The 25076-nt window shown below is 54.9% G+C and carries 21 protein-coding genes and 1 tRNA gene; 11 read left to right on the top strand and 11 right to left on the bottom strand.

Features of this window, described 5'->3' with window-relative positions:
- The first annotated feature begins 100 nt into the window (after positions 1 to 100).
- The gene (locus ACAW74_RS02270) at positions 101 to 1243 is read left to right on the top strand and encodes a cystathionine gamma-synthase (RefSeq protein WP_370696566.1); all 1143 of its coding nucleotides are present in this window, start codon (positions 101 to 103) and stop codon (positions 1241 to 1243) included.
- 15 nt (positions 1244 to 1258) lie between these two features.
- On the opposite strand, the gene pdxH is transcribed toward ACAW74_RS02270, so the two are convergent.
- Positions 1259 to 1900, bottom strand: coding sequence for a pyridoxamine 5'-phosphate oxidase (gene pdxH / locus ACAW74_RS02275; RefSeq protein WP_370696567.1), 642 nt, complete (start codon positions 1898 to 1900; stop codon positions 1259 to 1261).
- A 90-nt stretch (positions 1901 to 1990) separates the two neighbouring features.
- On the opposite strand from pdxH, the gene ACAW74_RS02280 reads away from it, so the two are divergent.
- On the top strand, positions 1991 to 4417 hold the full coding sequence (locus ACAW74_RS02280; protein ID WP_370696568.1) for a DUF349 domain-containing protein: 2427 nt from the start codon (positions 1991 to 1993) through the stop codon (positions 4415 to 4417).
- A 165-nt stretch (positions 4418 to 4582) separates the two neighbouring features.
- Positions 4583 to 4655: transfer RNA gene (locus tag ACAW74_RS02285), tRNA-Thr, on the top strand.
- Between the two features lie 387 nt (positions 4656 to 5042).
- On the opposite strand, the gene ACAW74_RS02290 is transcribed toward ACAW74_RS02285, so the two are convergent.
- Complete coding sequence (locus ACAW74_RS02290) at positions 5043 to 5501, bottom strand: hypothetical protein (protein WP_370696569.1); 459 nt, start codon at positions 5499 to 5501, stop codon at positions 5043 to 5045.
- A 385-nt stretch (positions 5502 to 5886) separates the two neighbouring features.
- Between ACAW74_RS02290 and ACAW74_RS02295 the strand changes: the two genes are divergently transcribed.
- The 3 genes from ACAW74_RS02295 to ACAW74_RS02305 are packed head-to-tail and all read left to right on the top strand — an operon-like array spanning position 5887 to position 9729.
- Entirely contained in the window at positions 5887 to 7518 is a 1632-nt protein-coding gene (locus tag ACAW74_RS02295) for a sensor histidine kinase (protein WP_370696570.1), read from the top strand.
- Positions 7515 to 8264: a LytR/AlgR family response regulator transcription factor gene (locus ACAW74_RS02300; protein WP_370696571.1), complete on the top strand. Its 750-nt coding sequence runs from the start codon at positions 7515 to 7517 to the stop codon at positions 8262 to 8264. The genes ACAW74_RS02295 and ACAW74_RS02300 overlap by 4 nt, the downstream gene beginning before the upstream one ends.
- A 16-nt stretch (positions 8265 to 8280) precedes the next feature.
- On the top strand, positions 8281 to 9729 hold the full coding sequence (locus ACAW74_RS02305) for a DUF4932 domain-containing protein (protein WP_370696572.1): 1449 nt from the start codon (positions 8281 to 8283) through the stop codon (positions 9727 to 9729).
- 52 nt (positions 9730 to 9781) lie between these two features.
- Here the strand turns inward: ACAW74_RS02305 and bshB1 are convergent, their stop codons facing one another.
- The 4 genes from bshB1 to ACAW74_RS02325 all read right to left on the bottom strand — a co-directional run bounded on the left by bshB1 (position 9782) and on the right by ACAW74_RS02325 (position 14284).
- Entirely contained in the window at positions 9782 to 10504 is a 723-nt protein-coding gene (bshB1, locus tag ACAW74_RS02310) for a bacillithiol biosynthesis deacetylase BshB1 (protein ID WP_370696573.1), read from the bottom strand.
- A gap of 103 nt (positions 10505 to 10607) precedes the next feature.
- Complete coding sequence (menB, locus tag ACAW74_RS02315; protein ID WP_370696574.1) at positions 10608 to 11429, bottom strand: 1,4-dihydroxy-2-naphthoyl-CoA synthase; 822 nt, start codon at positions 11427 to 11429, stop codon at positions 10608 to 10610.
- Positions 11430 to 11507: 78 nt separating this feature from the next.
- Complete coding sequence (locus tag ACAW74_RS02320; protein ID WP_015331945.1) at positions 11508 to 11963, bottom strand: DUF2452 domain-containing protein; 456 nt, start codon at positions 11961 to 11963, stop codon at positions 11508 to 11510.
- Positions 11964 to 12085: 122 nt separating this feature from the next.
- Entirely contained in the window at positions 12086 to 14284 is a 2199-nt protein-coding gene (locus ACAW74_RS02325) for a carbohydrate binding family 9 domain-containing protein (protein ID WP_370696575.1), read from the bottom strand.
- A gap of 131 nt (positions 14285 to 14415) precedes the next feature.
- On the opposite strand from ACAW74_RS02325, the gene ACAW74_RS02330 reads away from it, so the two are divergent.
- Positions 14416 to 15474 carry an AMP-binding protein gene (locus ACAW74_RS02330; RefSeq protein ID WP_370696576.1) on the top strand — a complete coding sequence of 353 codons (1059 nt, stop codon included), beginning with the start codon at positions 14416 to 14418 and terminating at the stop codon, positions 15472 to 15474.
- Here ACAW74_RS02330 and ACAW74_RS02335 read toward each other — a convergent pair.
- Positions 15452 to 17392: a TlpA family protein disulfide reductase gene (locus ACAW74_RS02335; RefSeq protein ID WP_370696577.1), complete on the bottom strand. Its 1941-nt coding sequence runs from the start codon at positions 17390 to 17392 to the stop codon at positions 15452 to 15454. The genes ACAW74_RS02330 and ACAW74_RS02335 overlap by 23 nt on opposite strands.
- A 302-nt stretch (positions 17393 to 17694) precedes the next feature.
- On the opposite strand from ACAW74_RS02335, the gene ACAW74_RS02340 reads away from it, so the two are divergent.
- The 3 genes from ACAW74_RS02340 (at position 17695) to ACAW74_RS02350 (ending at position 20498) form a co-directional block, all read left to right on the top strand.
- Positions 17695 to 18636, top strand: a complete 942-nt coding sequence (locus tag ACAW74_RS02340) for a ribose-phosphate pyrophosphokinase (RefSeq protein WP_370696578.1) — start codon at positions 17695 to 17697, stop codon at positions 18634 to 18636.
- 69 nt (positions 18637 to 18705) lie between these two features.
- Complete coding sequence (locus tag ACAW74_RS02345; RefSeq protein WP_370696579.1) at positions 18706 to 19269, top strand: 50S ribosomal protein L25/general stress protein Ctc; 564 nt, start codon at positions 18706 to 18708, stop codon at positions 19267 to 19269.
- Between the two features lie 167 nt (positions 19270 to 19436).
- Positions 19437 to 20498, top strand: a complete 1062-nt coding sequence (locus tag ACAW74_RS02350; protein ID WP_370696580.1) for a saccharopine dehydrogenase family protein — start codon at positions 19437 to 19439, stop codon at positions 20496 to 20498.
- 116 nt (positions 20499 to 20614) lie between these two features.
- Here the strand turns inward: ACAW74_RS02350 and coaD are convergent, their stop codons facing one another.
- The 4 genes from coaD to ACAW74_RS02370 form a co-directional block, all read right to left on the bottom strand.
- The gene (gene coaD, locus ACAW74_RS02355) at positions 20615 to 21073 is read right to left on the bottom strand and encodes a pantetheine-phosphate adenylyltransferase (RefSeq protein ID WP_370696581.1); all 459 of its coding nucleotides are present in this window, start codon (positions 21071 to 21073) and stop codon (positions 20615 to 20617) included.
- Between the two features lie 105 nt (positions 21074 to 21178).
- On the bottom strand, positions 21179 to 22054 hold the full coding sequence (locus ACAW74_RS02360; RefSeq protein ID WP_370696582.1) for a DUF3822 family protein: 876 nt from the start codon (positions 22052 to 22054) through the stop codon (positions 21179 to 21181).
- 64 nt (positions 22055 to 22118) lie between these two features.
- Positions 22119 to 22616 (bottom strand): NUDIX domain-containing protein, encoded by a 498-nt coding sequence (locus tag ACAW74_RS02365; RefSeq protein WP_370696583.1) that lies wholly within the window; start codon positions 22614 to 22616, stop codon positions 22119 to 22121.
- 178 nt (positions 22617 to 22794) lie between these two features.
- A complete protein-coding gene (locus tag ACAW74_RS02370) occupies positions 22795 to 23232 on the bottom strand; it encodes a CBS domain-containing protein (RefSeq protein WP_370696584.1) in 438 nt (145 codons plus the stop codon).
- Between the two features lie 250 nt (positions 23233 to 23482).
- On the opposite strand from ACAW74_RS02370, the gene ACAW74_RS02375 reads away from it, so the two are divergent.
- Positions 23483 to 24988, top strand: coding sequence for an ATP-dependent DNA helicase (locus ACAW74_RS02375; protein ID WP_370697215.1), 1506 nt, complete (start codon positions 23483 to 23485; stop codon positions 24986 to 24988).
- The last annotated feature ends 88 nt before the right edge of the window (positions 24989 to 25076 follow it).

Genomic DNA, 25076 nt, shown 5'->3' on the forward strand with positions numbered 1-25076 from the left:
CTTGTGGGCTGTGGGGTCACTGGCTGGAAACAAGGACGACGATGCGGGTGGTTGCGCCGAATGAAGTAGCTTCGTGCCATCGACGTACCTGACTTCATCTATGCAATTCGGAACGAAAGCCATCCACGCGGGCGTACACCCCGACCCCACTACGGGCGCTATTATGACGCCCATCTACCAAACCTCGACCTATGTACAGGAATCGCCGGGGAAGCACAAGGGCTATGAATATGCCCGCACGCAGAACCCCACCCGCGACGCCCTGCAGGCCAATCTGGCGGCACTCGAAAATGGCCAGCACGGCATTTGTTTTGCTTCGGGTCTGGCCGCAACCGATGCCATCCTGAAGCTCTGTAAACCCGGCGACGAGATCATCGCCAGCAGCGACCTATACGGCGGCACCTACCGGATCATGGTGCGGGTGTTCGAGCCACTGGGCCTGACGTTTAAATTCGTCTCACTCGACGATCCTGCCAACCTCGACGCTGCCCTGACGGAACGTACCCGCATGGTCTGGATCGAGACGCCCACCAACCCGCTGCTCCGGCTTGTCGATATCGAAGCCATTGCCAGCCGTACGCAGGGAAACAACATCAGGCTGGTTGTCGACAACACATTCGCGTCGCCTTACCTGCAAAATCCGCTCGATCTGGGTGCCGACGTGGTCGTGCATTCGGTCACTAAATACATTGGCGGCCACTCCGATACGGTCATGGGGGCCATCATCACCAACGACGATGATACGGCCGCCCAACTGCGGTTTATCCAGAATGCCTGCGGAGCGGTGCCAGGTCCGCAAGACTGTTTTCTGGCGTTGCGGGGGATCAAGACCCTACACGTCAGGATGCAGCGCCACTGCGAGAATGCCCAGCGCGTGGCTGAATACCTGCAACAGCACCCCCGCGTGAGCAAGGTCTATTACCCCGGCCTGCCCGCCCACCCCGGCCACGAACTGGCTGCCCGGCAGATGCGCGGTTTCGGCGGAATGCTGTCCTTTGAGCTAAAAGGCGATTCATACCCCGAGGCCATCAGGGTCATGGAGAGCATCCGGCTGTTTTCGCTCGGCGAATCGCTGGGCGGTGTCGAGTCGCTTTGTACGCATCCGGCCAGCATGACCCATGCCAGTATTCCGAAAGAAGAACGCGAGAAAAACGGACTGAAAGACACGCTCATCCGCCTCAGCGTCGGTATCGAAGACGCGGATGATCTGATCGCCGATCTGGAACAGGCATTAGCCGCCTAAGCCCACCGGAATCTGTTAGGGCGACAGCCGCTCGATGAGCCAGTTGTCGCCCGCCTTGCGGTAGCGAATCCGGTCGTGAAGGCGACTGGGACGTCCCTGCCAGAACTCAACAGCATCGGGACGGATCAGAAAGCCACCCCAATGCGGCGGGCGCGGCACGGGCTGCCCGGCAAACTGCGCTTCCAGGCGTTGCTGCTCGGCTTCGAGCACGTGGCGACCGGCAATCACCTCACTTTGGTGCGACACCCATGCCCCGAGCTGACTGCCGCGGGGACGGCTATTAAAATACGCGTCGGACTCGGCGGCGCTTACCTGCTCAACGTACCCCTCGATACGTACCTGACGCTCCAGTTCGGGCCAGAAAAACGTGAGCGAGGCTACCGGGTTGGCCAGCAACTCGTTGCCCTTCCGGCTGCTGTAGTTGCTGTAGAACGTAAACCCGCGTTCGTCGACACCTTTCACCAGCACGATACGGCCCGCGGGGCGACCGTCTTTCCCGACGGTACTCAGGTGCATGGCGTTGGGCTCGTGGACGTTGGCCGTCAGCGCTGCGTTAAACCAAACCTGGAATTGAGTGATCGGGTCTGGCGCAACATCAGGTACGTCAAGACCGTTTAGCGTATACTCTTTACGAAGATCGGCAAGTTCGGTGGCCATAAGCTGGTTGGAAAGCGGGCTAAGGCCTAAAAAAAGGTATAATCCGCGTATAAATGTTTAGTTTTGCAAAGTAATTGGTGCGTAACCAACATGACAAACGAAGAACAGCAAATCGATCGGCCAGAGACTGCGAACCAGACCAACGCACCCCTGACCGAGACGACTCCGGCAACTGATGAAGTTGCTTCCGCGCCCGCATCTGAGGTTTCTGAACCGGCAGTGTCCGAATCGGTAACCGAATCGGCGGACGCTCTACCCGTGGCCGAACCGTCCACTGAACCAACCGCTATCGACGAGCCCGTGGCCGAACCGGCCGCGCAGGCCGACGTACCCGCTACAGACGAGGCACCCGAGGCTGAGCCCGTAGCAGCGGCAACGGCCGACGACGTACCTGCGGCGACTGAGCCTGTAGCCGACGCCCCGGAAGCCGACGTGGCGACAACCCCAGCCGACGAAACTCCCGAACCCCAGGCGACCGCAACACCCGACACCGAGCAGGGCGACCTGACGGAGTTGGCCCCCGCCGTGGCCGAAGAGATAACGGCCTCCTACGGTGAAGCCGAGCATACCGACGAAGCCGAAGAGGAAGTAGCCGCACCCGTTGTGGACTACAGCACCTACTCGAAGCAGGAATTGGTAGCCGCCCTCGACCAACTGGCCAACAACCTGAAAGCAGAAACCGCGACGCCCGCCCAGTATCGGCAGGCCGATGAGATTCTGAAGCAGACCAAGCCAGCCATGGATCAGCTCAAGCGCGCTGAACGGCAGGCCGCTTTGGATAAATACATTGCCGAGACAGGCGCTGAAGAAGGCTTCCAGTTCCGGACCGACGACCTGGCTATCCGCTACGAAGAGCTGTATAAGCAGATCAAGTCGCAGAAAAACACGTATTTCCAGACCCTCGACAAAGCCAAAGACGCCAACTTCAACTCGAAAACCGACCTGCTGCGCCGTCTGCGCGAGTTGGTGGAATCAGATGAAGCCAACGCGGGCGACGCCAAAACGAGCTGGGGTGAATTCAAAAAGATACAGGATGAGTGGAAAGCGGCTGGTAACATCAACTCCCCGCACAACGCCACCCTTTGGGCGACGTACCACGCTCTGGTTGACCGTTACTACAGCAACCGCAACATCTACTTCGAACTGAAAGAACTCGACCGCAAGAAGAACGCCACCCAGAAAATGGAGGTGATCGAAAAGGTTGAGGCGATTGCCAAAGCGTACGAAGACAAATCCGTGACGCGGCAGACGATCGACGAGGCAAACACGCTGTTCGAAGAATACAAGCACATTGGCCCGGCCCCTAAAGCCGAGCAGGAAGTGCTGTGGCAACGGATGAAAGCGGCCCTCGACTCGCTCTACGAAAAACGCCGCGGTCAGAACGAAGAACAGCGCAAGGAATCGGCGCAGTTGTACGAAGAAAAGTCGAAAATTTACGAAGAACTCATTCCGCTCACCTCGTTTAGCTCATCGAGCATCAACGACTGGAACGACAAGACCAAAGAGGTCATGGCGATTCAGGATCGTTGGAATGCCATCAAAGGGCCGATGCCCCGTGAAGAAGGCAAAGAGCTGAGCAAGAAATTCTGGGCGGCGCTCAAAACGTTCTTCGCCAACAAAGGTGAGTTCTTCCGGCAGCTGGAAAGCAAGCGCGAAGAAAACCTCCGTGCCAAAACGGCCCTCTGCGAGCAGGTCGAAGCCATTCTGGCGTCGGGCGATGAATCGAGCGATGCCACTCAGCGGGTGATCGAGTTGCAAAAGCAGTGGAAGAATGTGGGACAGGTTCCCGAGAAGCAGAAAAACAGCATTTTCGATCGCTTCAAAGCCGCCTGTGATGCCTTCTTCGATAAGAAACGCAATCGCAATCAGGACACCGACCGCGAGTTTGAAGCCAACCTGGCGAAGAAGGAAGACCTGATCCGTCGGATTGAAGCGGCCGCGACCGAAAACGCCGACCTGTCGCAGCTCAACGCCTTTAAAGAGGAGTGGAACGGCATCGGGTTTGTACCCAAGAAAGACAAGGAGCGGATTCAGAAAGGCTACATCGCCGCGATCAATGCCCTGGTTCGGGCCAACGGTACCCTCTCGACGTCTGAGAAAGAACGGGCGATGCAGGACAACGAAGCCGAAGTGGCTCGGTCGGGCGGCCCGCGGGGCGATCGGGGTGCGCGTAGTGGTGGCGATTTCAACCGCAACGACCGGGGCGATTCGCGGGGCGATTCGCGAGGCGGCGGCAACCGCGAAAATCGCGACCGGGGTCCCCGTCGGGATCAGAATCGGGGCCGCAACGAAGGGGGTTACCGCGAGAGTGGCGATTTCGAAGCGTACCGTCGCAGTACGGAAGGTGGTGGCAGCGAAACCCGCCGCCGCATCAACGCGCTCGAAAACGACATCGCTACGTACCGGAACAACATCGAGTTCTTCGCACGGTCGAAAAACGCTGATAAACTCCGGGCCGATATCGAAAAGAAAATTGCCGATGCGCAGAAGCAACTCGACGCCCTACGGAATCAGTAAGCTGACCAACGGCTAGGTTTCTGATAGCCAATTAATTAGTAAAACGTCCGATTGATGATCAATCAATCGGACGTTTTTTTATGGGTAAATGCTTGCAGAAACGCCCCTGAAGGCCTACTTTTGCATCACAATTCGCGGTTGGCCTGGCCAACGTGAAGCGGAAAAGCCTCCATAGCTCAGCTGGTAGAGCAACTGACTTGTAATCAGTAGGTCGTTGGTTCGATCCCGACTGGGGGCTCCCAAACAAAAAGCCGTTCAATTTACGAACGGCTTTTTTGTTTACTCCATTGAAGCTCTTCAGAGCAGCAAACCATCTGCTGTACAGAGTATAGACGGTGGTACTGGCCTCTACTTTTGCCCTAGTCAAGCGGGTATACTACCACTGTGGACTATATCGAAACCGTCCGGTTCGCGAACCTCCAGCACCGCTAATGGTCTGACTAACCGGCTTTCCATCTGTCCCGAAAGTATAAGCGTATTGTTCGGTTCCCGAGGGTGGCTGCCCGTCGGTGTCAATGATCCGTTTAACGCTGGGGTTGTTAACCCGGAAACGTACACCGGGTAAGTACGGGTACGTTTCGAGCGATTGCGTCGGCAGGGCCGGGTGGTTGTCATATTGATCATACTAGAGCCGTGTGGTCGGGATAAACGTGTTGGCGCCCTCCATCCGAACCGACTCACTGATTTCCGTCAGATTAGCCTTGGCGTCGTACGTAAAAAGCTTACGTACCTGGCGGGGTGAATGTACAAGGTGAGTTTCGGTCTGTTCGCGCAATCGCCTATCATCAAACTCATAACGGTAATTGGCCAACAACGTACCTGTGGCCGAGTACTCGTTACACATGGTCAGTTGCGTTTGCGCGTAACAGTATTCCACGTAACTAACCAGTCGGTTGCCCTCGCTCCTGTTTAGCCGTTCTATTCGACCATCCTGCCCGTATATGAAATCGTAGGTCAGCCGACGTACCTGCGCGCTATTCTCTACCCAAGTCCACTGGCTAACGTATCGGATCCATTGCCCGGCGGCATCGTGTGTCCATTCCTGAAGGTCGAGCGGTCCCCAGTGGAGCGTTGCTGTGCGCAACGAAGTACCTATGTCATTACCGGGTGCGATTACAGTACCATTGTCAGGAGGCGTTACCTCTTGCCCGGGCTGTTCGGTTATCGGCGCCGGTTCGGGCGAACAGCCTGAAAGCAGGGCAATAACACCTAGGCTAATACAGGTCCCGGTGGCCTCGTCTACAGTTCATTGTGATCTGGTTGTTTGAGTCGTTGAGAAGACCTTGCAAACGTATGACCCAGGCCGTTGAGAAGGATTTCTCTTACCAGCCAACGAGCGAAAGAGCCACATGAACCGTCGAAAAGCCGCTCCGAATCGTACGCCAGTTTCACAGCCGGGCCTACCAAATTCACAGTGGCAAGTCGGGTCTGAAAAGTGCTGCCCACCTTTGCTGTTGTTTTGCTACGGCATGAAAAAGATCGCACTACTGCTTTTACTTCTTTGGCTGACCCAGCCTGCTTGCGGGCAGATCGACTGGAGTGCTTATTCCCAAAGCTTCCTGGACGGGGCAACGGATAACCCAGCTACCGTCGCTCTCATACTGGCGATTCCGATGAATAACAACTCCTTCTGGACGCTGCACGAAACATGCCCACAGCTGGACAAACTGGTCAACGATTCGTCATTCCGACAGGTACGTCCTGCCCATCTGGTGACCCGCACGACGTTCGATACGGCCCGTGCCCAGTTTTTTCTGCACGGCGTCACGCCTAAAAATGCCGCTGCCTATCAGTTTCGGGTGATTGACTACCCAACAAACCGCGTTGTCGTACCCTGGCAACAGATCGACCGGTTTACAGAAGACACACTTAACCAACGGGCCGGCTTACCCCAGATGGGGTATCTGGGTGGCTTTAAAGCGCCACTTCAGCACACGCTGATTGTGGATGTCCGCAACGTCGGTTCCGGGCAGATCATCGCGTCGTCGCTCATTGCCTGGGTCGCGATAAAACCCTCGATTAGTAGCGTTTATACGTCTGACAACCTGAACGATTTCCTGAAAAAGCTCCAGTATCCCTGGGCCAGGGAAACCAGGCGGTCACCCCTTCAGCAACCCGGTGAGCCACTCACGCTACCCTCGACCAACACCAATCTGGTACTGGTGCTGAATGCGGCGATTTACCATAAGGAACAAGTTCAGTATGAGCTCATTCGGGATGATGAGGTTGTGATTCCCTGGCAGAACAACGAGTACGACAACAGCTTTGTCTGGCTCAGAGACTACGCGCCGGGTACGTATCAGCTAAACATCCGCTACACGGCTCAGCCGCTACACGTAACCAGTTATCCGTTCGTGGTCGAGCCAGCCTGGTATCAGTCTTATGGCTTTAAGATCATGATGGGCATCGTGGTTGCCGCCTGCCTGGGAGCCTTGCTTTTTCTGTTGCTTTATGTTCAGCAGAAACAGAAAAGCCGGGCAGAACTGGCCAAAAAGACGAAGCTGCAACTTGAGCTAAAAGCCATTTACGCGCAACTGAATCCCCATTTTGTGTTCAACGCGCTGAATTCGATTCAGGGGCTTATCAACAAACAGGATATTCAGGGGGCCAACAACTACCTGTCTGATTTTGCGCGACTGCTGCGTGAGTCGCTGGCCAACAACAACAAAGACGAGATTTCGCTTCACGAAGAACGCCAGACACTGGATACGTACCTGAAGCTGGAACAGCTTCGATTCGGGTTTCAGTATGAGATTACGCTGGCCGATTCGATCAATCCCTACGAAAGCAGCATTCCCGCCCTGTTGTTGCAGCCGCTGGTCGAAAATGCGGTCAAGCACGGAGTGTCGGCTCTGGGCGAGGCTGGCCGGATTCAGGTACGTTTCGACCGTATAAACGACACGATGCTGGTTCAGATTAGCGATAACGGAAACGGTTTTCGGGCCGATGCCCCAACGGGCGGCTTTGGTCTGAAACTCACCCGCGACCGCATCAAGCTCTTGACCGAATTGAACCGGGAACAGCCGATTACGCTCGATATAGCGGCCAACTCACCTGCGGGCACAACCCTGACGCTCCGTTTTAACCACTGGTTTGCATGAAAGCCATCCTGATCGACGACGAACAGCCCAATCTGGACAATCTACAGGCGTTGCTTCAGCGCTACTGCCCGCAGGTAACCGTGTGCGCCACCGCTCTGAACGCAGAAGCCGGGAAGGACTTATTGTATCAGCATCAGCCCGACCTGGTTTTTCTGGATATTCAAATGCCGGGTCAAACGGGCTTCGATCTGCTGCGTAGCCTGCCGACCTACGACTTTGAGCTGATCATTGTCACGGCCTACGATCAGTACGCCATTCAGGCCATGCGGTTCGCTGCGGTCGATTACCTACTGAAACCCATCGACATCGGTGAGTTGCAGTCGGCCGTAGACCGGGCCGTAAAGCAACGCCGGCTGAAAGTACAGAACGAACAGTTGGCGCACCTGATGCAACTGCTGAAGGCACAACAGACCAACGAGGCACCGCGTATGGCCCTCGCTACGGCGAAAGAAACCCGGCTGGTCAACGTGAGCGACATTATCCGTTGTGAATCGTCCAACAACTACACGACTTTTTTCTTGAGCGATGGCGAAGCCCTGCTGGTGTGCAAGCCTATTTATGAATACGAGGCTTCGCTGAAAGCGTATGGTTTTTTGCGCTGCCATCAGTCGCATCTCGTCAACCGAAAGTGGATCAGGAGCTGGAAAAAAGAGTTTGGCGACTTCCTGCTTCTGACCGACGGTGCCGAAATCCCGATTTCACGAGGCAAAAAAGACGCCATCAGGCAAGCCCTGAACCTTTCCTAAGCAACAAACAACACAGATGAAAACCCTTATCCTGACGCGCCTGTCAGTAGCTACCGCTATGCTCCTTTGGGTCGGTTTCGGCTCTCGGGCTACCGCTCAGACTAGTCCCAATCCGGTCCGGTTATCGGAAACCTACGAGCTGGCTAACATCATTTTGGCCCTGACCAACTACGGCAAAACCGACCCCTGGGAAGTAGCCAAGCAATCGGCCTATTACAAAGCCGTTCGGGCGCACTTCGACCCGTATGCCCGTCACCCGTTGCTGACCGCCGTAAATTATTCGCGCGAACAATGGGAAAGCTACCTGAGCTTCCGAACGGACGCCTATGCCTTCAGCTTCAAGGCCAATAACCGCCTGGTCAGGACCGTCGATTTTCGGACCAACACGGGTTTTAATCCGTTTGAGGAGCACCTGAGCCTGATTGAAGACTTTGTCGGAACAACCGGCTTCCGCCAATTTTATCGGGCGCACCTCCCCTATTACCAGCAACTGGCAACGGCGTACCTGGCCTCGCAATGCTATGATGAAATGCGGGGTTTTCTGGAAAACGAACTGGGAAAACGGGAGGAATTAGCGGCCTACGCCATCGTGCTCTCGCCGTTGGTCGGGCGTATGAACTGCCACCGCACCGTAGCGGACGTGGGAACCGATTTCATCTCCCTTCCCGACTTTTTGCTCAATGGCCGGGCCGTCAACAACGCCACGCGGGCTGAGGTCGCATCGGGCACGCATATGCTGTTTACGGAACTGGATCACGCCTTCGTCAACCCCATCACTGCGCAGTACCGATCCTTGTTGAGGACCAATTTCACCGCCAGCCGATGGGACAAGGGCAGCGGATACGACCGGGATAGCGCCGGGGTGTTTAACGAGTACATGACCTGGGCTGTGCATGACCTCTACCTGCAAACCCACTTTCCCGACGTGGCCGCTGCTGTAAGCCAGGACTGGGCGCTGCAAAACGAAACGCGCGGCTTTTTTGCCAGTTCGGTCTTCAGTCGTGAGTTGATTCAGCTATACAACGCCCGGCGGCCGGGCCAGACGCTCAAGGAGCTTTATCCGGCGTTCATTCAACGGATTGGCGCGCTGGATTCGACGCTGAGTCAGCCGCAAATCATTGATTGCAACCTCGATAAACAGACCATCGCGGATACGGTGGCGACCCTGATGGTTCGTTTTTCGGAGCCGATGGCAGCGCTCTCTTCGCTCGATCTCATCCGGGCGGTCGAGCAGTCAGGCAAACTTGTTCGGCAGGAACGCATAACGTTGACGCCCGACACCAGCGATTTACGCTGGACCGACGGTAATACGACGTTGCGGGTTCGGGTGAGTCTGGTCAGTGGGGCGCAGAATCACCTGGTGTTCAACTACCCGTGGCAAACCCGCACAGCCCTCCGTAGCCGCAAAGGCGTCGATCTACCACCCTACAGCCGCATCAGCACCCGGGTATTGGCCGGTCACTGACGCGGAGGAACGTACCTGAACGACGTAAGGTGTCTGTCGGCTAATCGCTCACCTATTTCAGGGCAAACAAATCGTCGACACCCAGCATGCGTTTGCTCATGAAGCCTTCGCCAAATTCGACGTTGATCATGTGCCCATGTTCGCGGTGGCGCGATTCGAGAAACTTCATAAACGGCTCACCCGAAATGTAGCTCTGCGGCTCGGTGCTGTCGGGGTTGAAAAACTGACTCTTGTACGCCTTGATCGACGCCAGTTTTTGCTCCCAATACGGCGTAACGTTGACCACAAAATCGGGCACCAACGACCGATCCTGGATGAATGAGTACAGGTACGTTGGCCGGTGGGCAGCCTGCGCCTCGCCGGTTTCCGGGTCGGTGGTTTCAATCATGCGGAGGCCACTGTAGAAACAGGCCTCGGTTACCAGCGCGGCCCCCCGCCCATGATCGGGGTGGCGATCGTCGACGGCATTGGTCAGCACAATTTTGGGCTGAAAATGACGAATCCAGGGAATGAGCGCTTTCTGGTGGGCTTCATCGTTTTGAAAGAATCCATCCTTGAAGCCCATATTGTGCCGGGCCGACAGCCGCATCAGCCGGGCGCCTTCTTCGGCTTCCTGCAACCGGATTTCGGGCGTACCACGGGTGCCAAGCTCCCCCTTGGTCAGGTCGATCACGGCAACTGTTTTTCCCTGATCGACCAGCGAAAGCACCGTACCTGCACAGGTCATCTCCACATCGTCGGGGTGCGCCGCGATGCATAATACGTCAACAATCATAGTAGCGCGTTTAATGTTTGATGTTTCCCGTTTAAGGCTGGTTTACACTTGATTTCTGGCGTTAGCCAACCTTAAACAGGAGACATCAAACGTTAAACTTTTTTCATGGGAATTTAGGAAACTGGCTGAAGTCCGGCTTGCGCTTTTCGAGGAAAGCGTTCTTACCCTCCTTAGCTTCTTCCGACAGGTAGTACAACAGCGTCGCATCGCCGGCCAGTTGCTGAATCCCCGCCTGACCGTCGAGCTCGGCATTGAACGAGGCTTTCAGCATCCGCAGGGCAATCGGGCTCTTTTCGAGTATCTTCCGGCACCACGCAATCGTCTCGTCTTCGAGTTGTTCCAGGGGAACCACTTTGTTGACCAAGCCCATGTCCAGCGCTTCCTGTGCATTGTACTGATCGCACAAAAACCAGATTTCGCGGGCCTTCTTCTGCCCAACCACGCGGGCCAGATACGATGCCCCGAAGCCCCCGTCGAACGACCCAACTTTAGGACCGGTCTGGCCAAAACGGGCGTTGTCAGCCGCGATGCTGATGTCGCAGACTACGTGTAACACGTGCCCACCACCGATGGCATAGCCCGCCACCATAGCAATGACCGGCTTTGGAATGCGCCGGATCTGCATCTGCAAATCCAGCACGTTGAGCCGGGGCACGGCATCTTCGCCGATGTAGCCACCATGGCCACGTACCGACTGATCGCCCCCGCTACAGAAGGCATCAGGACCTTCGCCGGTGAGGATCACCACACCCACGCGCTCGTCTTGCCGGGCCAGCTCCATCGCCTCCGACATCTCTCTGACAGTCAGGGGCGTAAAGGCGTTGCGTTTGTGAGGGCGGTTGATGGTGATCTTGGCTATGCCCTCGAAGTACTCAAACTTGATCTCGCGGTAGTCGCGAATCGGTGTCCAGTTATAGGTGCTCATAAAATGGAATGAGCGATTGAGTGATTGAGTGATTGAGTGAAACCAAGCGACAGGCTTTTCACTCATTCACTCAACTACTCATTCACTCATTGGTGTTTCGTGGTAGGTAACGTCCCAGGTGTGGTCGGCCAGCATCCGGACGGTGGCAACACAACGTTCAAAGGGAAACTTACGGCCCCATTCGTGCGGTGCTACCATCGACAGCACGTCGGTGCCGTTTTTGCGGAGGTAGAAGTAATAGGTCTGGCCAACGATCGGCTCGAAGCTCATGTGCGCGCTGTAGATACGCTCCGAAACCTCGACCCGGTGACGAATGGCAGTGGCCTGTTCGGCCAGTAGTTGCATTTGTTTGTACAGTTGCGCGATTTGCAGGTCGGTTTGTTCGCGCATGGCCGTTACGGCCCGACCCGTGATTTTGCCTTTGTCTTCCGGCCTGATGACCGCCCCGCCCGCTGTGTGTGCGTATTCCAGCAAACCCGGACGATCGGTCACCTTATCAGGCGAGATCGGATTGACGATTTTGGCCTCTTCCATGCAAAAGGTAACTGCAAAATTGAGTTTTCAGTTTGTGTGTTTTCAGTTTTCAGTTGGCTCTCCAAGCTTGCCCAGGTCATAGCCAATTGGAAACTGAAAACGCTAAACTACTAAACTGACTTTTACAGATTCCACCAGTAGGTCCATTTCAGGACGACAGCCCGGTTTTTCACAATAAATGGCCCTGCGGCATCCATGTTGGGCAAGCCGCTGGTAGGCAGGTAGTTATCCGTAAAAACGATAAACAGATCGGAAGCCGGTTTATAGCGCCATTGAACACGGGCATTCACGTTCATATTACGCTGCTGTTCATTGTATTGGATAAACGTGGTCAGGTAGAGCGTGTTGGTCATCGTCAGGTCGAAACGCGGACCGATGAGCCAGAATTTGGTGTCGTTCCAGGGGGCGGGCAGGCGGATGTCGTTGTAGTTGACGTTGACCGCCAGACTCACGTAGGGTTGAAACCGGTAACCCAGGTCGGCCGTGACGTTCAGCCGGGTGCCATCTGCGTAGTAACCGCCGTAGCGTGTCGAAAAACCGTAGGTAAACAGCTGTTGTGGCTTGGAGATGAATGTAGTTCCCCACGCCTGCCAACGGTGGGCAGAACCCGTGCCCAGGGTCTCGCGGCCCGTATTGGTGGGGTCGAAGGGTTGTAGCAGCCGCACGTAATCGGTAGCCGCCCAGGCCATAAACGCACTGCGTGACCGGAAGACGAACTGGTAGCCCAGCACTCCTTCGTAGTCGCTCCGACGACCAGCCGGGTCGACGACATAGAAGCCCGATAATTGCGGCCCGTGCGACAGAATAGACGTACCCGTCGGGAAAAACGAGTAGTTGGCGGTGCCGACAGCCCGGCTGTAGCCCCGACGCGGCACGTACCCAGCCTCGGCCGTGTAATTGGCTCCCACGGTTTCCCATTGGCCATTGAGCAACCAGTTTCGGCTGCTGTATTGCAGGTTACCCGCAAACACGGCATCCTGCCCTACCACGCCCGGGCTAAATGACTTGACGTACATCAGCTTCCCGGTCCAGAGGTTATTGGTCGATGCCAGGTTGTACTCGAACCCCAGGTTGCGGTTGTAAGCCGAGTACAGGGGTCTGTCGCCAACCGGGTTGTAGTTCATCGACTGCTTGTTGACAAACAACACCCCGATGTTGGAGCGGGAAAAAACGCGGCGTTGCAGGGCCATCACCGCAAAATTCTGGGCGGGCAGTGTCTCCCCCGCCGGTCCCGAATTGGGCACGGCTCCCGTCTGCATATCCATCAGGCCAAAGCGCCAGTCTTTGTTGAGCTTGCCGCTGAGCCGCGCGCCAAACCGGATCGGGACGCCCCCCAGCCCAATCCGTCGGCTAAAAAACGGGCGGATGGTGGCGTAGCCGAAGTTGGTGAACTGATCGCCGTTTTCGAGAAAAAACTGCCGCCGTTCGGGAAAGAACAACTCGAACCGATCGAGGTTAGTTACCTGCTGATCGACGTCGACCTGCGAGAAATCGGGGTTCACGGTGAGGTCGAGGTTCAGCGACGACGTAACGGCCACTTTCGCATCGAGCCCCGCATTGAATTTGGCTTCCGTAGGTACGTTGCCCTGGTAGTTGGCATTGAGGCTACTCAGCGCGTAAGGGATAACCGAGATATTGGGGCCGGGCGAGGGTGGCGGCTGATCCCAGACCAATACGCCTGTGTAGGCCAATGAAGCCGTCGGGAACTGAAGCGGAACGGGGGCCCAGGCCGATTTTTCGGTCGAGTTCAGGTCATTGCGGCTAAAATTGATGCCCCAACGGCTGATGCCCTGCTTGTAACGGATCGTCTTGAACGGAATCGCCATTTCAATCACGTACCGATCGGGGTAGCTACGCGTCGCCGACGCCCACTTGTTGTCCCAGCTCAGGTTGACTTTACCGCCTTCATACATCAGGCCGTCCCACTGCGCCCCCACCGTATTTGTCCCAAACGCAAAGCCGTTGGTCTGGTCATCAAAGGGGTCAATGAAGCAGAGAAAATTGTCGTTTCGGCCAAAATTCCAGTCCCGCCTCATCGACTCGACAATGTAGGGGGGGGCATTGCGGGCGATCAGCGAGCTATCGTAGTAGCAAATGGCACTCAGGTAGATATGCTGAGCGTCGTAGGTCATCCGCACATCGGTTCGCAACCGGCTACGGCTGGTATCCATCGGCAACACCATCCAGAAGTTAGAGGCGAGTTGCGCGTCCTGCCAGGCCGCATCGTCGAGCGACGCATCCAGTACAACAGGTATGTTGGTCCGTTTAATGTGATACTGGTACGCCTCGTTCTTCTTTTGAGACAACGCGGGCAGTGCCATCAGCAGGAGACTTAGAAACGGTAAAAATTTCACCAAATGGGTTAGTTTGCTGTTAGTGAAGTAAAGGTATAGGATATGCACCTACTTTTTTCGTAAGTAGTTATTGCGTAAAAGTAATAGTTTTCGTCACTATGACACTTAATCATTTGTTCATAAATACCTGGCGATCGGGCGAGCAGCAATTTATCCTGAAAACCTCGGGATCGACGGGTACGCCCAAGCCTATTTGCCTGACCCGTTCGCAGATGGAAGCCAGCGCCCGCCTCACCGGGCAGACATTTGGGCTGGCCTCCGGCGACCGGGCGCTGGTTTGCCTCAATACCGATTACATTGCCGGGGTGATGATGCTCGTTCGGGGCGAAGTACTCGGCTTTGACCTGACCCTCGTTGCCCCATCAGCCAACCCGCTGGGTACGTTCGACCCCGCTACGACCCACTTCGATTTTGCCGCCTTTGTGCCGCTGCAATTACAAACCATGCTGGCTGACGTGGGTACGTCGGGGCAACCGAAGGTGTTACCGATTCTCAACGGCATGAAAGCAATTTTGGTAGGTGGAGCCGCCACCAGCCCGGCCCTGGAGCAGGCGTTGCAGGTGATCGACGCACCCGTGTACAGCACCTATGGCATGACCGAAACCGTGTCGCACATTGCTATCCGGCGGCTTAACGGCCCCGACCGCAGCGAGTTGTTTACGGTGTTGCCCGGTGTGCTTGTGGGCACCGACGAACGGGGTTGCCTGCACATCACCGCCGCCGCCACCAACCACGAGCGCATACAGACCAACGACGTAGTTGAGTTGTTACCGGCAGATAGCCATAGCCAGGCGAATCCACGCGGGGTACGTTTCCGCTTGCTGGGCCGCGCCGACTCGATCATCAACACCGGCGGCGTAAAAGTGCAGCCCGAAGCCGTCGAGGCAATTATCTCGCGACAATTGGCCGATTGGCACCTCGCTCCCCGCCTGTTCGTGGCGGGGTTGCCCGATGAGCGACTGGGGCAACGGGTTGTGGTGTTCAGCGAAGGTGTGTCGTTGACCGACGATCAATGGCAGGCCGTGCAACAGGCGATCCGACAAGGTATTGGCCCCTACGCCGTCCCGAAGGCATGGCAGGTCGTAGGTACGTTCGCCGAAACCGCCACGGGGAAGATTGACCGGAAAGCGACTATTAGTCGAGTAAATCAACAATAGCTGCCAGTTGCGCGAGTTGTTCATCAGTATTTCCTTCCAGCCCTGACTGCCTCAGCCGAAGCCGCCCCGTTTTGTCAATAAAAAGTCGAGTTGGCAACGACGAAAACCTCGTCAGCGAAGGAAGGACTGACTTTTCATCGAACAAATTGACGAAAGTAAATCGTTCGGCTATGCCTGCTGCCCTTTTTCTGGCTTCATTCGTTCGTTCAAGCGTATTTATACCGACGACAACAAAATTAGCTTTACCTCGATAGTTAGCCGTAAACTGTTGGAGAATAGCAAGCCCACTAAGGCAGGGAGCGCACCAAGACGCCCAACAATCGACAATTACCAGTTTCCCCCTGAATGCATCGAGCGCAACCTCATTACCTGCAGCATCGCGCAATGTCAAAGCTGGCATCTGCTCATCGACTAGTAAGGCTTTCAATTTCTTGGCATAATGGTTTTTCATAATTTCGCCAGCATCGTAAGTAATTTCTTTCTCTATAGGCAACTCTTTCATCATATCAGCCATTTGGGCGTCAATTTTCCCTAAGGCGGTGAACTGTTTCATAACTTGAGCGGCCTCCTGAAAACGTTTCAGCTTTATCAAGCATTCCAAGTAAAGTCTGTTCTTCGCTATATCCAGACTCTTGCCGTATGTTATTGCTGCTTCGGCTAATACAGCAACAGCTTCCTTATGCTTATTTTGCCGGTACAAACTTGTACCATAAATGTGGAGGTAATCGGCCAGTAGCGCTTGGCGTATATCAGCTACTTCTCGGTCTGTATAGAATAGGCGCTCCGTTATTTTTCTGGTAGGCCTGCCCATGTAGTCTATCATCATGTCTACTGCTTGTTTCGCGTAGCGCTCTGCTAATTCGGGCTTGCCAGCCTCATTCAACGACCTGGCACCAAAGGCTAAGGTAGGCACTTTAAATTCGTCGCTCAGTTCGTTCACATCAATCATCCACTGCCCTTGCATGTCGTATTGTTCGTAATGTGGCAGTAATCGACTGAGCATAGTAATGCCTTTGCGTAATTCCAGATAACGCCTCGTATCCTCATCAGCAGCATCCTTGAATTTCCCCTTAAACTCGTCGTATATACGTTTTTTTTCGTTAAAATTATCTGTTTTCCAAAACGCCTTTTGCAAAGGCAACGAATTCATTTGTGTAGCCCAGCAGCCCTTAGAAAATTCACTAAAAATCCGCCCATTAAATAAATTAGCATTTGCCGTATCGTTTATCGCTCTGTATAAATTACTTATCGTTGATAAATCCCATTCTGAAAGATCTTTATAAGCACCGTATGCTGCCAACTCTCGTTTAAATTTTCCTATTTCAGCTCCGTTACTCTGCTTTATAGTCGACAAGTAATAACGACAATAATTTCTTTTTACTTCGGGGTAATCAGCAAATTCTGCTTCGTATAACTGACGGGCTACGGTGAGTTGCTGCTCGATTCGATATAGTTTTGCATCCCATGCACCTGCATACATATATGCAATGGTCGCTCGTGCACCCGAACGAAATCGGTCGTTTTCTTTAAGGGCCATATAGTACCCTAACCCACCATTTGAATCAACGTTACCAGCGCTATCCTGAACAACAACCATTAAACTAACTACTTTTTTAGGAAGATAAAGCTGACCCACCCAATGCGTTTTTTCCTGTTGTAGAGGAACCTCAATAGCTTTGGGTTCCTTAGCATTTAACTCATTCAGAAAGAAGAGTGCCGTGAAATTTGCTGACTCTTTTACCACTCGTTTCGGAGGTGAGTACGCAAACGTCAGATATGAACTAGAATCCTGATTCGTATATGTGAAAACAGCATTCTCGTACTGCTGCCCATATAAATCGCTCATCGACAGATACATTGCCCAACCAAGGACAACCCATCGAATAGAATGTCTGCTTCTTATCTTTCCGGCTCGCATTTACCTATTTTATTTTGGTGGATTATCATGGTTTTTAAAGCCTAAATGATGGGCTACTTTGGGCAGGGCGCTAATCGTTACAGTTCACATTCCTTCTCCTCGCTAGTACACTTTTAGCAATATATATCTACATAGCTATCCTAACCAGAGACTGGCCCTCTTTTTTGTTATCGGCTTTACGACGGATCACTTTTTGTAGTAAGCTGAGTAATCTCTTATACCTGCGTCCATTCTTTTGTATCCCAACACTTCCTTTCCTGCGCAGAAAACCGTACTTTTGCGGAAAATTCAGGCGCACCCCCATGGCATCGTTCAACCCCGTCAAGATTTTTTCCGGCAGTCAATCGACGTACCTGGCCGAGAAGATTGCCCACTATTACGGGAAAGATCTGGGTGGCTACACCTGTCGGCGGTTCAGCGATGGCGAAATGTCGCCTTCGTTTGAAGAGTCGGTGCGGGGCTGCGACGTGTTCCTGATTCAGTCGACCCCGCCGCCGGGCGATAACCTGATGGAACTGCTCCTGATGGTCGACGCGGCACGGCGGGCCTCGGCTCACTATGTGACGGTGGTCATCCCCTACTTTGGCTACGCCCGGCAGGACCGGAAAGACAAACCCCGCGTGGCGATCGCTGCCAAACTGGTAGCCAACATGCTGGCCGCTTCGGGTGCCGACCGGCTGATGACGATTGACCTGCATGCGGGTCAGATTCAGGGCTTTTTCGATTTCCCCGTCGATCATCTGGAAGGCACGTCGGTGTTTGTGCCCTACATCCGTAGCCTGGGTCTGGAAAACCTCATCATCGCCTCGCCCGACGTGGGTGGCGCCAACCGCGCCCGCACGTTTGCCAAGCACTTCAACGCCGAAATCGTGCTGTGCGACAAACACCGCAAGCGGGCCAATGAGATTGCCTCGATGCAGGTGATCGGCGACGTGGAAGGGGCCAACGTGGTGCTGGTGGATGACCTAATCGACACGGGCGGCACGCTTTGCAAAGCCGCGCAAATCCTGCTCGACAAAGGCGCTCAGTCGGTACGGGCGATCTGTACGCACCCGGTTATGTCGGGTAAAGCGCACGAGAACATCGCTAACTCAGTGCTGGAGGAACTGGTCGTAGCCGATACGCTGCCACTGAGCCAGCCCAACCCCAAAATTCGGGTGCTGTCCGTTGCCGAACTGTTTGCCAAAGCAATCGGCCGCATCCGTGATCACGAATCTATTAGTTCCCTGTTTATACGCTACTAAGTAGCACCGGACGTCCACGTCCGGCCGTATCATTTTTAAGCTGAACGTGGACGTTCGGCACTACGAATTATGAAAAAAATCGAGATTGTAGGGTATCAACGAGCGAATCTCGGCCGGACGGAATCACAAGCCATTCGCGCCGAGGGTAATGTACCCTGTGTGTTGTATGGAAATGGTCAGCAGGTGCATTTCTACGCCCCCGCTATTTTGTTCCGTCCGTTGTTGTTCACGCCCGACGTTTATGACGTTACGCTGAACATCGAAGGCGCTGAGTACCGCGCTATTTTGCAAGAAACACAGTTCCACCCCGTTAGCGACGCGCTGATTCACGCCGACTTCCTGCAAGTGTCAGACAAGGCGGTGAAAGTAGCCGTGCCGGTTCGGCTGGTGGGTAATGCCCCCGGTGTACAGAAAGGTGGTAAACTGGTAACCCGTATCCGCAAACTGCGCGTACGTGGCCCCGTTGACAGCATCCCTGAGTACATCGACGTAGACGTATCAACCCTCGACCTGGGTAAGTCAGTTCGGGTGGGTCAGATCCCCGTTGACGGCATCGAAATGCTGGAGCAGGCGTCGAACCCCGTAGCCAGCATCGAAATCCCGCGCGCACTGCGTGGTCAGGTGGCCAAGTAAGTAATACAGTTCAAGGTCCAAAGTTCAATATTGAAAGCAATGGCTTTAGACGTTGGATCTTAGACCTTGAACGCCATTTCGAGCTAATAGATACACAAAAAGCCGTCCCGTCTGGGGCGGCTTTTTGTGTATCTTGCCCCCATTCATCAACCTTTTCCCTGCCTTTCATGAAGACAATCGTCGTTGTTGGTTTAGGTAAAGTAGGCTCGTTGGTGGGCCTGTTATTGAGTAAGCGTTTCAATGTGAGCGGGTTCGACCGGCAGGCACCCGCCTACGCCCTACCCTTCCCCGTTCGGCAGGGCGACGTAACGGATATAGATGCGCTACAGGACGCTCTCCGCGAGGCCAACGGGGTCGTTTCGTGCCTCCCATACAACCTGAACCTGCCCATTGCCCGCGTTGCGCACCAACTGGGTATTCATTATTTCGACCTGACCGAGGACGTACCCACGACCGATGCCATTCGGGAAATGGCCAAAACCGCGAAAGGGGTAATGGCCCCACAGTGTGGACTGGCTCCGGGTCTCATCGGGATTGTGGGCGCCGATCTGGCGCAGCGATTCGACCGGCTGCGCGACATCGAACTGCGCGTGGGGGCCTTGCCCCGCTATCCCAACGGCCTGTTGGGCTATTCATTCACCTGGTCACCGGCGGGGGTCATCAACGAGTACCTCAACGACTGCGAGGTGATCGCCAACGGGCAGCGCAAGATGGTACCAGCCCTTGATGGTATCGAACTGATCAACATCGAAGGGCAGGAGTTTGAAGCCTTCAGTACGTCGGGCGGGCTGGGTACGTTGTGCGAAACCTACGAAGGGCAGGTCGATACGCTCAACTACAAGACGATCCGCTACCCCGGCCATTGCAAGCTCATGCGTTTTCTGCTGTATGAACTGATTCTGAAAAATCAGCGCGAACTCACCGAGCAAATCCTGACCGAAGCCAAGCCGCCCGTGCAGGACGACGTGGTGTATGTCTATGCCGTGGTGGAAGGCTGGCGCAACGGCCAACTGGCTCGTGAGGAGTTCTACCGGGCCTATCACCCCCGCCAGATCGACGGGCAGTCGTGGCGGGCCATTTCCTGGACCACGGCCGGTTCGGTAGCGGCGGTAGTCGAGCTAGTCGCCGACGAGCAACTGCCGCAACAGGGTTTTCTCAAGCAGGAAATGATTCCGTTCCAGGCTTTTCTGGAGACCCGCAACGGGAGCTTTTTCAAAGACAATGAATGATGTACGATGCACAATGTATAATGCACAATGAATAATGAACAATGTACAATGGTTCGCGCCAGCATTCCGCTGCCAGGATCATTGTACATTGTACATTGTTCATTATTCATTGTACATTAGTCAGCCAGCTTATAGGGCAAGAAGGCATCGACGGGTTGGCCATAGCGGTGCAGGTCGCGGATGATGCTGCTGCTGATGGGGGCCAAGTGCGGCGAGGTAATCAGAAATACCGTTTCGACTTCTTCGTAGACGAAGCGGTTTACCTGCGAAATGCCGTTTTCGTACTCAAAATCGGTGGTGTTGCGTAGCCCCCGCAGCAGAAAACGGGCTCCTAACTGCCGGGCGACGTTGGCCGTCAGGTCGTCGTAAGCGACGACACGTACCTGAGGGGCGTCCTGAAACGTCTGCTCGATCCAGCCGATCATCTGCTCCAGTTGGAAATAACGTTGTTTACTGGCGTTGCGGCCAATGCCGACGATGATCTCATCAAAGAGATACAGGCCCCGGCGAACGATATCTTCATGCCCTTTAGTGAAGGGGTCGAACGAGCCGGGAAAAAGCGCAATACGGGACATTTAGTAACAGTTCAATGGCCAATGTTCAATGTTCAACGCGATTGCAGCAATATACATTGGACCGCAGCGGCCCGCCGCCTGGACATTGAACCTTGAACTTCTTTTCTAGCTTAACAAACACAGTCCCTGCAGGTCGAGGTAACGGTGCTCGGGCAGGTCGGCGAGGTCAGGGGCGGGGTTGAGGCCGGTGGGCGGCATACCGATGTGCAGGTTAGGCAGAAACCGCGACAGGGCGATGTAGGCCTCAGCAAAGGGGGTAATCTCGCCGTATGCCAGCACGTTAAGCGAATCGGGGTCAACGCCAAGCTCATCGGCTACGTAGAGCACGTAATAGACCAGATCCTGCACGTTCTTATAGCCAAATCGATTGCAGTAGCGCAGTTTGCGTTCTTCGCGGAAGAGCACAAACGCAAATTCTTCCTCAAAATGCAGGAACAGGTTCTGCGTCTCGGCCTGCTGCCGGTCGATGGGCTGTGTGGCTCGAATGAGCGTACTGGCCTGATGCACGTAGGTGATAGGTTGCAACGGATATTGCCCGCCCACAAACTCGGTAATGGCCCGATCGAGACCAAACACCACCGTAAAGCCTTCGTTGTGTTCGTATGCCGACGCGATTTCGTTGGGCGGGGGCTGATGGCCGCGCATGAGCGTCAGGTAGTTGCTGGCGTATTCTTTCCGGTATAATTCGTTCGGAATGAGCGTGAACGCCGATGCATTGACCGCCACCCGGATTTGCTGAAACTGGCTATAATGCAACAACGGATGATCGCCAAACAGCGCGGGCAGCTGAGTCAGCAATGACTCTTCGGTCAGCAGGGTCGGCTGCGCGTATTCGTCGAGCCACACCATCCGCCGCTGGGGGTCGAGTAGCGTCAGCCGGAGCCGTTGGGGGGCCAGGTCGAGGCATAAAATCGACTTTTCGGCCTGCCCGGCTGTGAGGGCATCTGGGCGGACCGAAACCGTTGGTGATAAAGTGGGCATAACGATCATAACGTAGTCTTTGACGTAGTCTGCGGGCCGTGGGATCAGGGATTCTTGCCCCAGCTTAATTCAGGTATCCCCGCAGCCGAAACACATCGTCGAGCGATTCGCAACGGGCAAACAGGGTATGTACTTCGTTGGGCGGGTACGCCTTAATCTCGTCGAACGTCATTAGGCGCACTTCCGAGATAATCTGCCCCTCGGCGTCCATTTCGGGGTCCATACCCATGCTCAGGCTGCCCCCGATGGCTTCTACCTCGAAGAACAGTTCGAGCGCATGCAAGGGTGGTGCCAGAAACTCATTGACAAACAACATGCCACCAACTGCCACGTGCAGGCCAGTTTCCTCAATAAACTCCCGCTTGAGGGCGTCGGTGGCCGTTTCGCCAAACTGCGCGCCGCCACCCGGTGGGCACCAGAAGGTATCCGTTGGGCCAATACCCCGGTGGCGTACCATGAGCAGGCGGTCGCCCTCTCGGTATAGGCCACACACGCGGGTACGCAGCCGGTTGCCATATAATTTGACTACTTGCTGACGAGGCACGTCCAGAACGTTTGTCACAATTACGGTAGTGTTTGGTTAAAAAGAGGCGCAAAGATAAGCGAGAGAAGGTAGGAAAGTCATTCGGGGTCAGTACATAAGTCTGGAAAGTCAACGGACAGGTTGCCCCGACGAAGCAACAGCCGTATGACTCTCCAGACTTATGTACTGCTATCAACAGGATATTCCAGACGTCCGGTTAGTAAGAGCTTCCCGAGATGTAGCTCTCGAGCGAGCTGATGCGGGCTTTCTGGTCGTGGATGATGGCATTGACCACGTCGTTGATCGAGATGATACCGATCAGCCGATTGCCCTCCAGCACAGGGAGGTGACGGATGTGTTTCTCCGACATCGTCAGCATGGCCGATTCCAATAACTGTTCGGGCGCAATGGTGATGAGGTTGCTCGTCATGACGTCGCGGATGAGCGTGTCTTTCGAGGCCCGTCCCTGTAGAATACCTTTCCGGGCATAATCGCGCTCCGAGAAAATACCCACCAGATCGCCGCCGTCCAGAACCAGAACGGCACCAATGTTTTTGGCAGCCATGAGTTGCAGCGCTTCGTAAACGGTTTCGCCGGGCGCGACTGAATAGATGGTGTTAATGGATTTACGCTGAAGGATTTGCCGGATGTTCATGGTAAGGGAGCATTTATGTAAGGAGTGGAAAAAGTAAGTGAATTTCAACGCAATCGCAAATACGGATGGCACGCAGATGAAACAGATTGAGTGGATGAGCGCGGATTTTCTAGCGTTGCGTGTCAACGGATCTGATTGCCACATCCTCTTAATCTGAGTATACACGTACCTAAAAAGCCACGCTCATCCGCTCCATCCGTGTCATCCGCGGGGCATTACTTTCTCCTCGAAAATGCGTAAATTAGAGGATATGAATGAGACGCAAACAGCGGCGCAACTGCTGGCAAAACGCTTTCCTTTTGCACCCACCCCGGGGCAGCTTTCCTTCTTCGACAAGATTGGCCGATTCATTACTCCGCAGGAGTTCGAGCATTATCGTGATTGCTTTCTGCTGCGGGGGTATGCCGGTACGGGTAAAACCACCCTTATCAGTACGCTCATTAAAGTGCTGCCCCGCTTTGGCATGAAGTCGGTGCTGCTGGCGCCCACGGGCCGGGCGGCCAAAGTGATGGGTAATTATTCCAAGAAGCAGGCGCAGACCATTCACCGGAAAATTTACCGGCAAGTCGCCGAGCAGGGGTCGGGTACGCTGGCGTTTCAGCGGCAGAAAAACTACCACGAAGACACGCTCTTTATCGTCGATGAGGCCTCGATGATTTCCGACGAAGCCGAGTTTGGCGGCAAAGGCCTGCTGAGCGATCTGATCTCGTTTGTCTTTGAAAATAAAGGCAATAAGCTCATGCTCGTGGGCGATACGGCTCAGCTCCCGCCCGTTGGTCGCGACTACAGCCCCGCCCTCGATCGGGGGTTTCTGGCGCGGGCGTTTGACATGACTGTCTACGAACAGGAGCTGACCGAGGTAATGCGGCAGGACGTGGAGTCGGGCATTCTGTATAACGCCACTGAATTGCGCAAGTTGCTTTCCGATGAGATCCTGAACCCCGGCGGTGGTGAGCCGAAGGCCGTTTCGTTTGAGCATTTACTCAGCGACGACGTACCTAAGCCCCCCTCCCCCGCCACGTCGATCCGCATTGTGACGAACCCATTTGGGGATCTGTTCAAAATGCCGCTGAACAAGCTGGAAGACGGCGTTCGGTACGCCTACAACAAATACGGTCGCGAAAACACGGCGATTCTGTGCCGGTCCAATAAGATGGCCGTGCAGTACAATCAGTTTATCCGGCGGGTGATCGATCAGTGCGAAGACGAACTCGACGCAGGCGACATGCTCATGATCGCCCGGAACAACTATACCATTCTGGGCGACGACTCACCGGCGGGCTTTCTGGCCAACGGCGAGTTTGTGGAAGTGCAGAAGGTGCGGCGGCAGGAAGAGATGCACGGCTTCCGGTTTGCTACCGTGACGCTGCACATGGTCGATTACGAAGATCAGCCCGATTTTGAGGCCAAGATCATCCTCGATACGCTGCACTCGGCGGCCCCTTCGCTCACGCAGGAGCAAAACAAAGCTCTGTATGAAAGCGTAGCGCAGGATTACATGTATATCACCAACAAGAAAGAACGGTCCGAGGCCATCCGCCGCGACCCGTATCTGAGTGCCTTGCAGGTGAAATTTGCGTATGCCCTCACCACCCACAAAGCGCAGGGCGGTCAGTGGAGCGCGGTCTTCATCGATCAGGGTTACCTGCCCGAAGGCCAGTCGAATCAGGAGTTTGTGCGCTGGCTTTACACGGCTCTCACCCGTTCTACCGACGAAGCCTTCCTGATGAACTTCAACCCGGAGTTCTTCGGGTAGATTTTAGAACGCAAAGGCGCAAAGGGATCGCTAAGAGCGCGAAGCTACTCATCAATCCTGTAGAAGAGTTGATTATCACCATTCTTTG

It is taken from the genome of Fibrella musci (assembly GCF_041321105.1).
GTDB lineage: Bacteria > Bacteroidota > Bacteroidia > Cytophagales > Spirosomataceae > Fibrella > Fibrella musci.

Excerpts from the sequence above, each read along its gene's own strand:
- ACAW74_RS02270 (WP_370696566.1), top strand. The coding sequence starts at position 101 with ATGCAATTCGGAACGAAAGCCATCCACGCGGGCGTACACCCCGACCCC.
- pdxH (WP_370696567.1), bottom strand. The coding sequence starts at position 1,900 with ATGGCCACCGAACTTGCCGATCTTCGTAAAGAGTATACGCTAAACGGT.
- ACAW74_RS02280 (WP_370696568.1), top strand. The coding sequence starts at position 1,991 with ATGACAAACGAAGAACAGCAAATCGATCGGCCAGAGACTGCGAACCAG.
- ACAW74_RS02295 (WP_370696570.1), top strand. The coding sequence starts at position 5,887 with ATGAAAAAGATCGCACTACTGCTTTTACTTCTTTGGCTGACCCAGCCT.
- ACAW74_RS02300 (WP_370696571.1), top strand. The coding sequence starts at position 7,515 with ATGAAAGCCATCCTGATCGACGACGAACAGCCCAATCTGGACAATCTA.
- ACAW74_RS02305 (WP_370696572.1), top strand. The coding sequence starts at position 8,281 with ATGAAAACCCTTATCCTGACGCGCCTGTCAGTAGCTACCGCTATGCTC.
- bshB1 (WP_370696573.1), bottom strand. The coding sequence starts at position 10,504 with ATGATTGTTGACGTATTATGCATCGCGGCGCACCCCGACGATGTGGAG.
- menB (WP_370696574.1), bottom strand. The coding sequence starts at position 11,429 with ATGAGCACCTATAACTGGACACCGATTCGCGACTACCGCGAGATCAAG.
- ACAW74_RS02320 (WP_015331945.1), bottom strand. The coding sequence starts at position 11,963 with ATGGAAGAGGCCAAAATCGTCAATCCGATCTCGCCTGATAAGGTGACC.
- ACAW74_RS02325 (WP_370696575.1), bottom strand. The coding sequence starts at position 14,284 with ATGGCACTGCCCGCGTTGTCTCAAAAGAAGAACGAGGCGTACCAGTAT.
- ACAW74_RS02330 (WP_370696576.1), top strand. The coding sequence starts at position 14,416 with ATGACACTTAATCATTTGTTCATAAATACCTGGCGATCGGGCGAGCAG.
- ACAW74_RS02335 (WP_370696577.1), bottom strand. The coding sequence starts at position 17,392 with ATGCGAGCCGGAAAGATAAGAAGCAGACATTCTATTCGATGGGTTGTC.
- ACAW74_RS02340 (WP_370696578.1), top strand. The coding sequence starts at position 17,695 with ATGGCATCGTTCAACCCCGTCAAGATTTTTTCCGGCAGTCAATCGACG.
- ACAW74_RS02345 (WP_370696579.1), top strand. The coding sequence starts at position 18,706 with ATGAAAAAAATCGAGATTGTAGGGTATCAACGAGCGAATCTCGGCCGG.
- ACAW74_RS02350 (WP_370696580.1), top strand. The coding sequence starts at position 19,437 with ATGAAGACAATCGTCGTTGTTGGTTTAGGTAAAGTAGGCTCGTTGGTG.
- coaD (WP_370696581.1), bottom strand. The coding sequence starts at position 21,073 with ATGTCCCGTATTGCGCTTTTTCCCGGCTCGTTCGACCCCTTCACTAAA.
- ACAW74_RS02360 (WP_370696582.1), bottom strand. The coding sequence starts at position 22,054 with ATGCCCACTTTATCACCAACGGTTTCGGTCCGCCCAGATGCCCTCACA.
- ACAW74_RS02370 (WP_370696584.1), bottom strand. The coding sequence starts at position 23,232 with ATGAACATCCGGCAAATCCTTCAGCGTAAATCCATTAACACCATCTAT.
- ACAW74_RS02375 (WP_370697215.1), top strand. The coding sequence starts at position 23,483 with ATGAATGAGACGCAAACAGCGGCGCAACTGCTGGCAAAACGCTTTCCT.